The sequence below is a fragment of the Halomonas sp. FeN2 genome (genome assembly GCF_020595105.1).
GTDB classification, from domain to species: domain Bacteria; phylum Pseudomonadota; class Gammaproteobacteria; order Pseudomonadales; family Halomonadaceae; genus Vreelandella; species Vreelandella neptunia.
Genome location: NZ_CP074200.1, coordinates 4,299,506 through 4,314,610 on the forward strand (window position 1 = coordinate 4,299,506; position 15,105 = coordinate 4,314,610).

The following is a 15,105-nucleotide window of genomic DNA, read 5'->3' on the forward strand; positions in this document are numbered from 1 at the left end:
CTAGTCGCTAACAGGCTGCAAGCCGTCAAGCCGAAATCCTTCGCAGTAGGAATACCAACGGTACGCTGGCAATGTAGATCAGCCCCATCCAGGTAAAGATGTCGTTAAAGGCCAGCACTTGTGCCTGCTGAGAGACTCGTTGCGCCAGCATGGCGACGGCGGCGTGATAGGTATCGGGCACCGAGCCGGCGAGCATCGCTTGGTATTTGGCGATCTCCGCTACTACGACCTCGCGGCTAGTATCGATAGCAGGGATGAGCTGATTCCAGTGATAGTCCTCGCGGATGTCGCGCACCGTATCGATCAGCGCCAGTCCCATGGCTCCTCCCAGGTTGCGCATCACGTTAAAAAGCCCGCTGGCATTGCCTACCTCGCTCGGTGGCAGGGTGCCCAGGGCAATACGTGAGGCTGGAATGATACACAAGATCAGCCCCATGCCGCGCACGATCTGCGGCACGCAGAACTGCCAAAAGCCCGACTCCACGGTAAGATTGGCGTTCATTATGGTGCCCACGCCGACCAGCAGCAGGCCCATAAACAGCATAATGCGCAGATCGAGGCGGTTGGACAGCTGACCGACAATAGGCGCGCAAAGAAACATCGTCAGCCCGGTGACGAACATCACCTGGCCAATTTGCAGGCTCGAATAGCCGCGCACATAGCCAAAAAACAGCGGCATGATGTAGACCAGCCCGTAGAGCGCGATGCCGATGATAAAGCCCATCCCGGCGCCGATGGCAAAGTTGCGGTTGGTAAAGGCGCGCAGATCGACGATTGGGTGGTCGCTGCGCAGGGTGCGGATGAAGAACCAGGCTCCCGCCACCAGACAGGTCAGGCTGAACAGCAAGATCCGCTGGCTGGCAAACCAGTCATCGCCGGGCCCTTCTTCAAGCACAAACTCTAGCGAGCCCAAAAACACCGCGATCAATACCAGGCCGATCAAGTCCAGGTGGCGCGCGACCGCGTGGTTGGGTTTGTCGATATCGAGAAATGTCCAGGCGGCCCAGCAGACCAGAACGCCGGGGATCACGTTGGCCAGGAACAGCCAGTGCCAGCTGAGCGTCTCGGTGATGTAGCCGCCCACGGTGGGACCCACCGAGGGTGCCATGGTGACAACCATGCCGATCACCGCCTGCACGCTGCCCATTACCCGGCGGGGAAAGATCGAAAAGCTAACTGCCTGGGTAATGGGTATCATCGCTCCGCCCATAAAGCCCTGAATAGCGCGCAGCACGATCAGTTGCTCGATCGAGGTGGCCAGCGCGCAGCCCAGGCTCGCCAGGGTGAAGCCGACGCACGACAGGGTGAAGGCTACTCGGGTGGAGAGAATGCGCATCAGCATGCCTGAAAGCGGGATCATCACAATCTCGGCGATCAGGTAAGCGGTCTGCACCCAGGAGATTTGATCCTCGCTGGCTGAGAGCCCCGCCTGGATTTCGTTGAGCGAGCTGGCGACGATCTGAATATCCAGAATTGCCATGAACATGCCAAACACCGCAGCAATGAAGCCAATGCGCTGTGGCCAGGGTGGCATGTCGTTAGCGCCCGTCACCGGGGCGGCGACCGTCTCGCTCATGACTTGGGCCGCTCCGCTGCCAACTGCTGGGCAGGGCGGGAGTCATTTTGTGGTTCAAGATGACGAGTATCGATCTCGGGCACGGCCGATAGCCCGGCACGCAGTTGGCTCAGCGCTTCGGTGGGGCCGGTGACGCGGATCTTGACCGGCACCCGCTGGACGATTTTGTTGAAGTTGCCGGTGGCATTGTCCTGGGGCAGCAGGCTGAACTCGGTGCCGGTGGCTGGCGACAGGCTGTCGACGATGCCTTCGTAGGTAATATCCGGGTAGGCATCCAAATGCACCGCGACTGGCTGGCCGACGCGAATCCGCTCGAGCTGGGTCTCCTTAAAGTTGGCCGCCACGTAGGCTGACTCGATGGGTACCAACTGCAAAAGCGTCAGCGACGGCTGCGCTAAGGTGCCGACCTCAACGCGTAGATTGCCAATCACGCCATCCCGGGGTGCGACGATGCGGGTCTTATCTAACTGGTGGCGAGCATAGTCAAGATCGGCGCTGGCGGCGTCCAGATTGGCTTCAGCGCGGGTCACGTCGCTCTCGGCCACGGCTAGCTGCCGCCTGGCCGAAACAACGGCGGCTTGGCTTTCGGCAAGCTTTGCCTGGGCGACACTCAGCGCGGCCTGGTCGTCTTCGCGCTGCTGACGGGAGCCATAGTTGTTGGCGGCAAGCGACGAGGAGCGCTCCAGATGCTGGCGCGCCTGGTCGAGATTAGCCTGGGCCGCCTGCTGCTGAGCCGTGGCCTGATCGATAGCCGCCTGTTGCAAATCTACCTGGCGGTGTGATTGGACGATTGAGGCTGCGGCCACTGCCTGCTGGGCCTCGGCCTGGGTCACCTGGTCGCGGTAGCTCTCGGCGTCTAGACGTATCAGCAGATCGCCTTGCTTGACCGTTTGGTTATCATCTACCGCCACCTCGACGACCCGCGCTGATAGCTCGGCGCGTACCGCGACGCTGTCGGTGCGCACGTAGGCATTGTCGGTCTCTTCCATGAAGCGCCCGGTTTGCCACCAGCCCACACCCCACCAGAATAGCGCCGCTAGGCCGATTAGCCCCGCCACCACAGCGAGTAACTTGCGGCTAGTTTTGCCGCTGGAGTGGGCACCTTGACCCGCGACGGCATGGCTGCTTTGGCGCTCATCTGGGGGCTCGCCCGGCTTAGTATTCGATGTCATGACCACTCCTTAAGACAATAGCGCCCCTGCTAGGGGCTCCCTGTGAGGCAAACACACCTCCTTTGGGAAAAAGACAAATAGTGTAATGAATGCTACATTACATTTCCAGGGCGAAAAATATTACTTCTGTGCACCGCGTCTTTATAATTAATCCTTCTTTATATACCTCTATAGGAGTGTCAATGCCACGCTCAACCGCGCCAGATATGCTCGGTCGCAACATAACTGATGCCGTAACGTCGCGCGGCGTGGCGCGCCGTGAACGTCTGCTGGATGCTGCCCGGGATGTTTTTCTTGAACAGGGCTATGCCGGTGCCAGCGTTAACGAAGTGGTTGCCCGCGCCGGCGGATCGTTGGCGACGCTGTATAAGCAGTTCGGTAACAAGGAGGGATTATTCACAGCGGCGATGGAGCGGCATATCGCCACCGCTTGGGCAGTGCTGGAGGAGGGGCGACGGGATCACCAAGCCCTCGAGCAGGTGCTGTACGAGCTAGGCCGCCGAATGCTGACGTTGGTGTTCGAGCCTGGCGTGATCCGCTTAGTTCGCGGCTTAGCCTTTGAGGCCGAACGGGCTCCGGAGCTTGGTGAGCTGTTTCTCACTCGCGGTCCCGACCAGACCCGTCAGGCGCTAGCTGCTTACTTAAGCGAGCAGGTGGATAGCGGCCGTCTTGACCTCGACGATCCGCGTGAAGCGGCCGGTATGTTTGTGGGCATGTTGCTTGGTGAATGGCACATTGACGCTCTGCTTGGTCGTCATGTGCGTCTTGATGAGACGCGGTGCAACGCTCGAGCTCGACGCTGTGTCGAGCTCTTCCTCTCAGGTGCGGCTAGTGCTTCGACCTAGGTCGTTCAGGGGGAAGGTCATCAATAAGCTCCCAGCGTTTGCCCCATCCGCACCATGCTGCCCAGCGGATTGTTTGCAAAATTGGGCGGCTTGGCGAAGCACATGACGACCGTGGAGCCAAGCTTGAAACGGCCCATCTCAGCGCCTTTTTCCAGCACGATAGGCTGCCCAAACTGCATGCGCTGTGGGTAACCGGAAAGCGGCGTCACCTGCCCCGACCAGACGGTTTCGATAGCAGCGACAATCATTGCCCCGACTAACACCATGGCCATGGGGCCGTGTTCGGTATCAAAAATACACACTAAGCGCTCGTTGCGGGCGAAGAGGCCTGGCACGTAGTTGGCAGTGGCCTGGTTGACCGAGAAGAGTCGCCCCGGCACGTAGATCATTTCCCTAAGCGTACCCGTCGTAGGCATGTGCACCCGGTGGTAGTCCCGAGGGGAGAGGTAAACGGTGGCAAAGCTGCCGCCTAAGAACTCTTCTGTCAGTGCCGTATCGCCGCCGAGTAGGGTTTGCGCGGAGTAGGTGTGGCCTTTGGCCTGCACCAGTTGTCCGGCCTGTAGGCGTCCGAATTGTGAGAGCGTGCCATCGGCGGGGCTGAGGATGCCATCGCCTAGTGGTCGGGCATCGTCTTTGAGTGCACGGGTGAAAAAGTCATTAAACGTGGCGTAAGCGGTGGGGTCTGGCTCCAGCGCCTGGGTCATATCAACGTTAAAGCGCTTGATAAACGCTTTGATCAGGGTGTTTTTCACCCAGGGGTTGTCACACTGGGCGAATTGGCCAGTCAGGCGTGAGATCGCGTGGTGAGGCAGTGGATATTGAAGTAGCGAAAAGGCTTTTTGAGAAAGAGTCACAGTGGTTACTTTTTGGCAGTGGCTTGTAGTGGGATATTGCCATTAAGGGCTACCCCGGTGACAGGTCTACGAGGGGGCGCTGTGAACCCTTCCCTGGGCGCTACATTTGCCATCTGACCGCCATGGATGGCGGAAATGCCGGAATGGTATGGAACATTTTCCGGCCATGGCAAATGACCCCCCTCTACGACCTGTCCCCGGCGCCCTTAGTCGAGCGCGCATTTACTTTAAACAATTACGCTGAGTGTTCTTTACTTTTCAATTGGCGTATCGTCGCGGTTGCCCCACTCACCCCAGGAACCCGCATAGCCGCGCATGTTAAAGCCTAGCGCTTTGCCCACCAGCCAGGTAAAACTGCTGCGGTGGTGGCTTTGGCAGTGGGTGGCAATTTCCATGTCGGGCGTGAGGCCCAGGGCGCCTAGCTCGGTGATCAGCTCGGCGTAATCGCGTATACGTAGCGCGCGGTTGCGATCCATGGCATGGAGCCAATCCATATTGACCGCCCCTGGAATATGGCCCAGGTGCTTGTTATTACCGCGTACGCCATCGTACTCATCTTTGGAGCGCGCATCCCAAACCGCAAACTGCTTATCGTCGAGCTTCTCTTTGATTTCGTCGCAGGTAATCAGGGCTTGGGGGTTGAGAAACTCAGCGTGGTATTCGCTGGGGGTTGGGGCGGTCGGTTCTGTGCTCTCTTCCAGGCCCGCATCGCGCCAGGCGTGAATGCCGCCATTTAAATAGGAGTAGCGAGTGTGGCCGATCAGGTCTAGCGTCCACAGTAAGCGTGCCGCCCAGCCGCCGCCTTCGTCGTCGTAAGCGACCACGTGAGTATCGCGGGTTAAGCCCAGGGCACTGAATAGCCTTGATAGCGCCTCGACGCTGGGAACGTCGCTGGGCACAGGCCCTTCACCGCGCATCAAATAGCGAAAATCGAGGAAGATAGCCCCAGGCACATGGCCCTGGCGATAGCTATCGCCGTTGACCGGTACATCGATAATCAGCAGCTGTGGGTCATCCAAATGATCCTGCAGCTGTTCGGGGTCAACGATTAGCGGTAGCAGGTTGGATTCCGACGATTGGCTTTCGGTGCTCATGAGTAACTCCTTTAAATCCTAGCTATCCAAGCTGTCAAGTATGCGCCGGTAGCTGGTAAAGCGTGCTGGATGAATCTTGCCTGCCTCGACCGCTGCGAGTAAAGCGCAGCCTGGCTCATTACGGTGACGGCAGTCACGGAAGCGGCAGTGACCAATATAGTCGTGAAACTCAATAAAGCCGTCGGTGACTTCCTGCTCGTTGAGGTGCACCAGGCCAAACTCGCGAATACCCGGTGAGTCGATGAGATCGCCGTCGGCTACTTCCGCGCGACTCATGGTGTAGAGGCGCGCCGTTGTGGTGGTGTGAGTGCCTTTGCGAGAGTCTTCCGAGAGCGCACCAATGCGGAGGGTTTCGTCGGGTAGCAGCAAATCGATGAGCGATGACTTGCCCACGCCGCTCTGACCGACAAACACCGAGGTGCGGCCTTCAAGCTGGCTGCGCAGATCATCCAGCCCGGTTTCGGTAGCGGTGGTGGTGCGTACGACGGGGTAGCCCAAGTCGCGATAGCGTTCTAACAATTTGCCTAACTCGCCGCCATCTTCTGGCAGTAAGTCGGTTTTGTTGAGCACTAGCACTGGCGCTATGCCGGTGGCTTCGGCGGCAACCAGGTAACGGTCAATAAGATTGGCGTGGGGGGCGGGTTCCACTGCAAACACGATCAATAGCTGGTCAATATTGGCAGCCACCGGTTTGAGCAGGCCGCGAGCGTCAGGGCGTTTAAGCACGCTGTCGCGCTCTTCACGGGCCACCACTACGCCGGAGCCTTCTTGCCCAGCGCGCCATATCACTCTGTCGCCGGTAACGAGGCCGTCCAGGTTGGCGCGTAAGTGACAGCGCACCGGTTCATTATCGCTATTACGCACCTCTAGGGTGCGGCCAAAGTGAGCAACAACGCGGCCGGGCTGTTCGGCCCCGTATTCACCGGCGGCGAGTTTTTCAGCGTCTTGCACGTCGCGCTTTTCGGCGCGCTGGGCACGTTCCGCCTGGACTTTCTCGACTCGCCACTGCTGCTGGCGACTTAATTTACGTTTGCTCATGACCACCTGATGATCGCTACAATAGAGGTCATTGTACCTATCAAAGGTGTGATTGTACTTATCAAAGATGCCATCAAGTGGCCAAGCTCTCCTTTGTAGCTGCTTGGCAGGCCTATTTAAGGCACACTTGCATGATGTTAATGGTCATTCGGGCAAAGGAATACAGGTAATGAGCAACGAAACGACATGTGCAGCGGCAGGAAAAACGGCGCCGCGGAATGATCTGCTGGTGTGGATTGATCTAGAGATGACCGGTCTCGATCCTAATAAGGAGCGCATCATTGAGGTGGCAACGCTGATCACCGATGCGGATTTAAACGTGGTGGCGGAAGGGCCGGTGATTGCAGTAAAGCAGCCCGATAGCCTGCTGGCGCAGATGGATGACTGGAACCAGAAAACACACGGCGAGTCAGGCTTGGTCGCGCGGGTAAAAGCCAGCCAAGTGGAAACTGCTGAAGCCGAGCAGCAAACCCTGGCGTTTTTGCAGCAGTACGCGGTTTCGGGGTCGTCGCCCATGTGCGGCAACAGCATCCATCAGGATCGGCGTTTTCTCGAGCGTGAGATGCCTGCGCTGCTTAACTTTTTCCACTACCGCAACCTTGATGTGTCGAGCATTAAAGAAGTGGCTAAACGCTGGAACCCCGGCGCGCTAGCGGGTTTTAGTAAGCAGAACGTGCACCTGGCCATGGATGACATTAAAGAGTCCATCGCTGAACTGGCTCACTACCGCAATACGTTTTTACGCGTTGATCAGAGCAGCGACGAAGAAGAGTAGTTAAGAGGAGCAGGTATCGGTAGCAATGCGCTCACCGTGCTTCCTGCGCTGCTCTTCAAGTGCCCAGGCGACGTGTTCACGCACCAGTGCGCTTGGGTAGGCTCTACGTGCCCATAGCGCGGCTTCAACAGCCTCGCTCCAGGGCGCATTGCCCAGGCCAATGGCAATATTGCGCAGCCAGCGCTGGTAGCCAATGCGCCGAATGGGGCTGCCGGCAGTTTTATCCAAAAACTCCGCTTCGCCCCAGCCAAACAGGCTGATAAGCGATGCGCGGTCTAAGTCATGGCGCGGCGCAAAGTCATCTTCCTGGGTGATATGGGTAAAGCGAGTAAAAGGGCAGACCAGTTGGCAGTCGTCGCAGCCGTAAATACGGTTGCCCATGGCGCGGCGAAACTCAACCGGAATCGCCCCGTGAAGCTCAATGGTGAGATACGAAATGCACTTGCGGGAGTCGACCACTTTATCGTCGACGATGGCGCCGGTGGGGCAAGCGGTGCGGCAAGCACTGCAGCTACCGCAGTGTTCGTGTTCAAACGGTGCGTCAATGGGGAGAGGTAGATCGGTATACAGTTCGCCAAGAAAAAATAGCGAACCCGCTTTGGGATTGAGCAGCATGGCGTTTTTGCCAAACCAACCAAGCCCTGCTTTCTGGGCCAGAGCACGCTCCATCACCGGCGCTGAATCGACAAAAGCGCGGTAACCGAAGTCGCCGACTTCCTGCTCAATTTTTTTTGCTAATAGGGCTAACCGTTTGCGTATTAGCTTGTGATAATCACGGCCAAGGGCGTAGCGCGATACATAGGCGCGGCTGGGCTGGCCGAGCACCTTGGTGCTCTCCACCTCGGCGGGCAGGTAATCCATACGCACGCTGATAATGCGCTGAGTGCCGGGTTCCAGCTCCTCAGGGCGAGTGCGCTTGGTGCCATGCTTGGCCATAAAGCCCATTTCGCCGTGGTAGCCTTTTTCCAGCCACGCGTCGAGGTGGTCTTCATGAGCCGACAGTTCAGTATCGGTGATGCCCACTTGCTGAAAACCCAGCTCTCGCCCCCAGATTTTAATCAGGTCGGCAAGGCGAGCAAGTTTCTGGTCGGTCATTGCACCATCTGAACGTGCAAAGGCAGTGGAATTCGACATAGTCAATCAACAGCAAGGCATTAAGCGCGCTATGCTAACGCATTGGCAGCCATCAAAACATGTGAAAGGAGCGATCGTGACAGTCCCGAACACTTCCATGCTACGCCCCCTCTATAAAGCTGCCCAGGTGCGGGAGCTCGATCGCCGCACTATTGCGGGTGGCATCGATGGATTTGCGTTGATGCAGCGCGCTGCATCAAGCGCCTGGCACAGCTTCCGCTCACGTTGGCCTCAAGCACGTAGCATTAGCGTGCTATGTGGGAGCGGGAACAACGGTGGCGATGGTCACGTGCTGGCAGCGCTAGCCATGCAGTCGGGCCTCAAAGTACAGCGCATAACCCTTAAACCCGTTGAAGAGCTCAGCGGCGATGCGGCCCGTGCCGCAGAATTAGCAACATCCGCGGGGGTGGGGTGTGAGGAGTGGCACGCCGGTATAGAGCTCTCCGGTGAAGTGATAGTCGATGCACTGCTAGGTACCGGGTTAACCGGAGAAGTAGAAGGGCGCTTCAAGCGCGCTATTGAAACGATCAATGCTGCAGGTCAACCGGTACTGGCGATTGATACTCCCTCCGGTTTGGTTGTAGATACCGGTGCGGTACCGGGTATTGCTGTAAAGGCTACCTGCACGGTGACTTTTATTGGCGATAAGGTGGGGCTGCATACTGGCGATGCACCGGCTTATACCGGTGAGATCGACTTTCGTCCCCTGGGTGTCAAAGCCCAGGCCTATTTCGACATTCCCCCTACGGCCTGGCGCCTGGATGATTCGCTGTTGGCAGAGGCTTTTGCTCCGCGCCTGCGCACTAACCATAAAGGTGACATGGGGCATGTGCTGGTGATGGGGGGCGCTCCAGGTTTTGGTGGTGCAGCTCTACTGGCCTGCCAAGCCGCCGCGCGTTTGGGAGCGGGTAAAGTAAGCCTGGCGACCGCCCCAGAACATATTGCCGCCAGTTTGGTGCGTTGCCCGGAAGTGATGGCTCATAGCGTACGCGGAGGGGCTGAAGCCGCTGAGTTGCCCAGTAACGCTGACGTTGTGGTGGTAGGGCCAGGGCTTGGTCAGGCTGCCTGGGGGCAGGCGGTGCTACAGAGTGCACTGCAGTCAGACACCCCGCTGGTGGTAGATGCCGATGGGCTTAACCTGCTGGCGCGCCAGTGGCCGGAGGTTCGCCGTGATAACTGGATATTGACTCCACACCCCGGTGAAGCCGCGCGGCTATTAAACTGTTCCGTTGCCGATATCCAATCCGACCGGCCCGCTGCTGCTCAAGCACTGCAACGCGCTCGGGGTGGTGTGGTGATATTGAAAGGCGCGGGCAGTCTAATTGCTGGGCCTAGCGGTTTGGTGGTGTGCCCTTACGGTAACCCCGGTATGGCCAGCGGCGGCATGGGCGATGTGCTCAGCGGTATGCTTGGGGCGTTGATTGCTCAGCGGGGTGAGGTGGAGTTTAGTGCCTGGCTAGGTGCCATGGTGCATGCGTTAGCGGCCGATCGCGCGGCAGCGGAAGAAGGCGAGCGTGGCCTGCTGGCCAGCGATCTGGCATCCTATGCGCGAAAATTGATTAATCCGTGAAGGCAGCCCAAATGCAGGTGCAATTAGACAACGAAGAGGCCCAGGTCGCTTTTGGCGAAGCGCTCGGGCATGTATTGCAAGGACGTGGGCTCGTCTATCTAGAGGGGGAGCTAGGTGCCGGTAAAACCACGTTAACGCGTGGCATCCTGCGGGCTTATGGTCATCAAGGGGCGGTTAAGAGTCCCACTTACACCTTGGTAGAGCCTTATGAGCTGAACGACCAGCGGCTTTATCATCTGGATTTATACCGCTTAGCGGATCCAGAGGAGCTTGAGTTTATTGGTGGTCGAGACGTGCTGGCCGACGATGCAGTCACCATTATTGAGTGGCCCAGCCGCGGTGAAGGGTGGTTGCCAGCGCCTGACCTGCGGCTAACCTTGGAAGTAGTGGAGCAAGGGCGTTTGGTCTCATTAGCTGCGGGTAGTGATAACGGTCAGCGTATGCTTGAATTATTGCGAAGCAAGGTAGGTCAAGAAGCTTCCGGTCAGTTGGAGAACGGTGTGATTCAATGGAAATGAGGGGCATAGCGGCACGCGTATATCGCTTGTTAGCCGCCAGTTTTTTTGCCCTGGCGGCGCTTAATGTTCAAGCGTCCAGCGTAGAGAGCATGCGGCTTTGGGCGGCGCCAGATCATGCCCGGTTGGTGTTTGATCTCTCCGCTGCGACTAATGCCAACGTATTTTCGCTGGAGAACCCAGCGCGGTTGGTGATTGATCTAGATGATACTCAGATGGATACCGACCCCAGTACGCTGCCTTTACATGACAGTGCGATTAGCTCGGTGCGCACTGGCACACGAGAGGGGGGTGGCCTGAGGGTTGTGCTTGAGCTTAATCGAGAAATTGAGCCGCGCCACTTTACCCTGACACCTAACGATCAGTACGGCCACCGACTGGTCGTTGATCTTGAATATCCTGGTGAGAGCGCCGTCGAGAATCCGATTGACCCCATTGAGGCGATGATTCGGGATCAGGAAATTCAAGCCCAGCGGGCATCGGCTCAAGGCCAAATGCCAGACAACGTGGCGCCGCCTAGCGGGGCAGCGCCAGCAGAAGTGCAGGAAGCCAAGCCGCACCCAAGACGCGATATTATTATTGCCGTCGACGCCGGTCATGGTGGTGAAGACCCAGGGGCTATTGGCCCTTCAGGCACACGGGAAAAGGACGTAGTGCTGGAAATTGCCCGTCGCCTAGCTGCTGAAGTGAACGGTACCGAAGGCTTTAAGGCCGTGCTGGTGCGGGATGGCGACTACTATATAGGGTTGCGTCAGCGTACCGCCCTGGCACGTGAGCAGAAAGCCGACTTTTTTGTCTCGATACACGCCGATGCTTTCACCAGCCCAAGGCCCCAAGGGAGCTCTGTCTATGCGCTTTCTCAGCGCGGCGCCACCTCGGAAACTGCTCAGTGGCTGGCGGATAGTGAGAACCGCTCTGACCTTATCGGCGGCGTCGATGGCAATCTCTCCTTGCGTGATAAAGACCAAGTGCTGCGCGGCGTGTTGTTGGATTTGACCATGACTGCCACGCTGAATGACTCGCTCTCGATCGGTGGTCAGGTATTGGAGCAGTTAGGCCGCATTAACCGGCTGCATAAGTCGCGGGTCGAGCAGGCTGGGTTTATGGTACTGAAGTCTCCCGATATCCCCTCGCTGTTGATCGAGGTTGGCTTTATCTCTAACCCTGACGAAGAGCGTCGGCTACGCGACCCAGTCCATCAATCGGGGCTTTCTCAAGCTATTTTCAGCGGCTTGCGCGAGCATTTCGAGCGCTTCCCACCGCCAGCCAGCCTGCTTGCCTGGCAGCGTGATAATCAGCGTCGCCCTTCAGGTAACGAGTATCGTATACAGTCGGGAGACACCCTGTCAGCGATTGCTGTGCGTCATGGCGTACCGGTTAATCAGTTGCGGCAGGCCAATGACCTGAATGGTGACGTGATTCGCGTTGGCCAAGTGTTACAGATTCCCCGTTCATGAGGTGCCGTGTTGACTGATATGACCACTACTGCACCACGTATACAGGTACTCGACCCACGGTTGGCCAACCAGATTGCCGCCGGTGAGGTGGTTGAGCGCCCCTCATCGGTCACCAAAGAGCTGATAGAGAACGCTATCGATGCGGGCAGCCAGCGTATCGAAGTAGAGATCGAGCAGGGGGGCGCGCGGCTGATCAAAGTGCGCGATGACGGGATTGGCATTGGCGAAGAGGATTTGCCGCTGGCCCTGGCTCGCCATGCCACCAGTAAGATTGGCAGCCTGGAAGACTTAGAGGGCGTTAGTTCGCTAGGCTTTCGCGGCGAAGCGCTGGCATCGATCAGCTCCGTCTCACGGCTGGAGCTAATCTCCAATGCCGAAGATGACCCCCGCCATGGCTGGCGGGTGGTTGCGGAAGGGCGTGGTATGGAGGCACGGGTGACACCTGCGCCACACCCTCGTGGCACTAGTGTTGGCGTGCGCGATCTGTTCTTTAATACCCCCGCCCGGCGCAAGTTTCTGCGCACAGAAAAGACCGAATTTGCCCATGTAGAAGAGGCATTTCGCCGTCAAGCGCTATCCCGCTACGACATCGCCTGGGTATTGCGCCATAACCAGAAAGTCATTCACCAGTTGCCCGCCGGTCATTCTGCGGCGGCCCGGGAGCGGCGTATAGCCTCGCTGCTGGGCAAGAACTTTATCGAGCACGCCCGCTATATCGAGCGTGAAGCGGGCGGTATACGACTAAGCGGCTGGGTGGGCCTGCCCACCCACTCGCGCTCCCAGGCTGACCAGCAGTACTTTTTCGTCAATGGGCGCGTGGTGCGTGATCGTTTGGTCGCCCACGCGGTGCGTCAGGCCTATCGCGACGTGCTGTTTAACGGCCGTCACCCGGTCTTTGTGCTCTATCTGGAGCTTGATCCAGACGTTGTCGACGTCAACGTCCACCCCACCAAGCATGAAGTGCGCTTTCGTGATGGTCGTATGGTTCACGATTTTCTCTATTCGAGCCTCCACCACTCTCTGGCGTCAGCTAAACCCGCCGAGAGTGCCGAGGAGCATGATGCCGAGGTGGCTGATACGTCAGGCGCATCGCCACAGGGCGAAGCTTCAGAAGTGGCTGCCGAACAGCCCCGCTGGCAGCAGCAGGGGATTGCGCTGACCCACTCGCCGGATCGCCACCCCGGTGCTGAGCGCGTGCGCCGCTTTATGCAGGGGTATCAGGCGCTGCACCCCAATCACGAAGAAACGCTGTTAACGCCTCAGCCGAGCCCTCCCAGTGAGCGATATAGTGAGGTGCGTGAAGCGCCCCTGGCGATGCCTGATAACGACCCCACTGCGCCACCACCATTAGGGTTTGCGCTAGGGCAGTTGCACGGCATTTATATTCTGGCCCAGAACGCCGAGGGATTGGTGCTGGTGGATATGCATGCCGCCCATGAGCGAATCGTCTATGAACGCATGAAAACACAGCTAGCTGCCGCCAAAGGATTGGATGCGCAGCCGCTGCTAGTGCCCGTCGCCATTGCCGCTAGCCGGGCCGAAGTGGCCACGGCAGAAAGTGAGCAAGAGGCGATCGCCAGGCTGGGTATTGAGTTGGATATAGCTGGGCCAGAGACGCTGCTGGTACGTCAACTGCCGGCGTTACTTGCTCAGGCTGATCCTGAGGCACTGGTGCGTCAGATGCTGGAAGAGCTGGCGCGCTATGGGCGTACCCATCAAGTCGAGGCTAGGGTACATGAACTACTCTCTACAATGGCCTGTCATGGCAGCGTGCGTGCCAACCGTCGGCTTACTATCGACGAGATGAACGCGCTACTGCGTGACATGGAGCGCACCGAGCGCAGCGACCAATGCAATCACGGTCGTCCCACCTGGACGCAGATGGGACTCAAGGCGCTTGATCGGCTCTTCTTGCGCGGCCAATAGATGTTTGAACAACAGCTGCGCGATCAGTAATCACCTTTTTTTGTAGCTAACGGAACCGCGCATGGCTGATACCCGCCCCTGGGCGATTTTTTTAATGGGCCCGACGGCCGCTGGGAAAACCGATGCGGCGATGGCGCTACACGAGCGCCTGGCGCATGAGCTGATTAGCGTTGACTCGGCCATGGTATATCGCGGTATGGATATTGGCAGTGCCAAACCCAGCGCGGCGGAGCTTGCCCGCGCGCCTCACCATTTGATCGACATTCGCGATCCCGCTGAGCCCTACTCAGCGGCCGATTTTCGTGTAGATGCGCTTTCGCTTATGCGACAAATCAGCGCGGCGGGCAAAGTCCCACTGCTGGTCGGCGGTACCATGCTTTACTACAAGCGGTTGGTTGAGGGGGTAGCAAACTTGCCCTCTGCCGACCCGGCTATTCGCCAACGGCTTGAAGCACAGTGGCAAAACGAAGGTCTATTGTCGCTACATCAACGCTTGGCAGAGGTGGATGCGGTATCCGCTCAGCGCATTCACCCCAATGACCCGCAGCGTGTCATGCGCGCGCTGGAAGTGTACTACGCCAGTGGTCGGCCAATGAGTGAGCTGTGGGCGGAGCAACAGCCGGAAACCTTTCCCTGGCGCGTGTTGTCGATAGCTTTAGCGCCCAGTGATCGCAGCTTGCTGCATCAACGCATTGCTCAGCGTTTCGAAGTAATGTTGGGTGAGGGCTTGATAAATGAAGTCGCCGCCCTCAAAAAGCGTAATGACTTACATTTAGGCCTGCCGGCGATGAAGAGTGTTGGTTATCGCCAAGTGTGGGAGTACCTGGAAGGTGAGTATGACTATGCCTCTCTCGTTGAGCGAGGCGTGATCGCAACTCGTCAGCTAGCCAAGCGACAATTAACTTGGTTGAGAAGCTGGCCAGAACTTAACTGGGTAGATTCACAGCGCTCTGATGCGCTGGATCAAGTGCTGAAACTCGTGCGTGACAGCGGTGCTTAGCGTAAGATAGATCGCTAAGATAGTAATTTAGGTAGTGTGTTTTCGATTGGCTGGGTGTTTGAGCCTTTCGATTGTCACTTGGCTCTTCGGGCATCATTCGGCCTTCCGGGCAGTAATAAAATAGTGCGGCGTAGCACCAGTAGGGCACG

The 15,105-nt window shown here is 58.0% G+C and carries 13 protein-coding genes; 7 read left to right on the forward strand and 6 right to left on the reverse strand.

The window, feature by feature from the left end; genetic code table 11:
• Window positions 1–25: 25 nt before the first annotated feature.
• Both KF947_RS19745 and KF947_RS19750 read right to left on the reverse strand, forming a co-directional pair.
• Entirely contained in the window at window positions 26–1,576 is a 1,551-nt protein-coding gene (locus KF947_RS19745) for a DHA2 family efflux MFS transporter permease subunit (RefSeq protein WP_133730407.1), read from the reverse strand.
• Complete coding sequence (locus tag KF947_RS19750; RefSeq protein ID WP_166650333.1) at window positions 1,573–2,748, reverse strand: HlyD family secretion protein; 1,176 nt, start codon at window positions 2,746–2,748, stop codon at window positions 1,573–1,575. Before KF947_RS19750 ends, KF947_RS19745 begins: the two co-directional genes overlap by 4 nt.
• A 182-nt stretch (window positions 2,749–2,930) precedes the next feature.
• Between KF947_RS19750 and KF947_RS19755 the strand changes: the two genes are divergently transcribed.
• Entirely contained in the window at window positions 2,931–3,593 is a 663-nt protein-coding gene (locus tag KF947_RS19755; protein WP_227404892.1) for a TetR/AcrR family transcriptional regulator, read from the forward strand.
• A 20-nt stretch (window positions 3,594–3,613) separates the two neighbouring features.
• On the opposite strand, the gene asd is transcribed toward KF947_RS19755, so the two are convergent.
• The 3 genes from asd to rsgA form a co-directional block, all read right to left on the reverse strand.
• A complete protein-coding gene (gene asd, locus KF947_RS19760; protein WP_227404893.1) occupies window positions 3,614–4,447 on the reverse strand; it encodes an archaetidylserine decarboxylase in 834 nt (277 codons plus the stop codon).
• 251 nt (window positions 4,448–4,698) lie between these two features.
• Window positions 4,699–5,541 (reverse strand): sulfurtransferase, encoded by an 843-nt coding sequence (locus KF947_RS19765; RefSeq protein WP_227404894.1) that lies wholly within the window; start codon window positions 5,539–5,541, stop codon window positions 4,699–4,701.
• A gap of 18 nt (window positions 5,542–5,559) precedes the next feature.
• On the reverse strand, window positions 5,560–6,579 hold the full coding sequence (gene rsgA / locus KF947_RS19770; RefSeq protein WP_022523982.1) for a small ribosomal subunit biogenesis GTPase RsgA: 1,020 nt from the start codon (window positions 6,577–6,579) through the stop codon (window positions 5,560–5,562).
• Between the two features lie 169 nt (window positions 6,580–6,748).
• Here rsgA and orn point away from each other — a divergent pair, with 169 nt between their 5' ends.
• Window positions 6,749–7,354 carry an oligoribonuclease gene (orn, locus tag KF947_RS19775; protein WP_227404895.1) on the forward strand — a complete coding sequence of 202 codons (606 nt, stop codon included), beginning with the start codon at window positions 6,749–6,751 and terminating at the stop codon, window positions 7,352–7,354.
• Here the strand turns inward: orn and queG are convergent, their stop codons facing one another.
• Window positions 7,355–8,488, reverse strand: coding sequence for a tRNA epoxyqueuosine(34) reductase QueG (gene queG, locus KF947_RS19780; protein WP_413614113.1), 1,134 nt, complete (start codon window positions 8,486–8,488; stop codon window positions 7,355–7,357).
• Between the two features lie 97 nt (window positions 8,489–8,585).
• Here queG and KF947_RS19785 point away from each other — a divergent pair, with 97 nt between their 5' ends.
• The 5 genes from KF947_RS19785 (at window position 8,586) to miaA (ending at window position 14,956) form a co-directional block, all read left to right on the forward strand.
• On the forward strand, window positions 8,586–10,058 hold the full coding sequence (locus KF947_RS19785; RefSeq protein WP_227406322.1) for an NAD(P)H-hydrate dehydratase: 1,473 nt from the start codon (window positions 8,586–8,588) through the stop codon (window positions 10,056–10,058).
• An 11-nt stretch (window positions 10,059–10,069) separates the two neighbouring features.
• Complete coding sequence (gene tsaE / locus KF947_RS19790) at window positions 10,070–10,576, forward strand: tRNA (adenosine(37)-N6)-threonylcarbamoyltransferase complex ATPase subunit type 1 TsaE (protein WP_133730412.1); 507 nt, start codon at window positions 10,070–10,072, stop codon at window positions 10,574–10,576.
• Complete coding sequence (locus KF947_RS19795; protein WP_133730413.1) at window positions 10,567–12,030, forward strand: N-acetylmuramoyl-L-alanine amidase; 1,464 nt, start codon at window positions 10,567–10,569, stop codon at window positions 12,028–12,030. Before tsaE ends, KF947_RS19795 begins: the two co-directional genes overlap by 10 nt.
• 18 nt (window positions 12,031–12,048) lie before the next feature.
• Window positions 12,049–13,956 carry a DNA mismatch repair endonuclease MutL gene (mutL, locus tag KF947_RS19800; protein WP_227406323.1) on the forward strand — a complete coding sequence of 636 codons (1,908 nt, stop codon included), beginning with the start codon at window positions 12,049–12,051 and terminating at the stop codon, window positions 13,954–13,956.
• Between the two features lie 61 nt (window positions 13,957–14,017).
• Window positions 14,018–14,956 carry a tRNA (adenosine(37)-N6)-dimethylallyltransferase MiaA gene (miaA, locus tag KF947_RS19805; protein WP_227404896.1) on the forward strand — a complete coding sequence of 313 codons (939 nt, stop codon included), beginning with the start codon at window positions 14,018–14,020 and terminating at the stop codon, window positions 14,954–14,956.
• The last annotated feature ends 149 nt before the right edge of the window (window positions 14,957–15,105 follow it).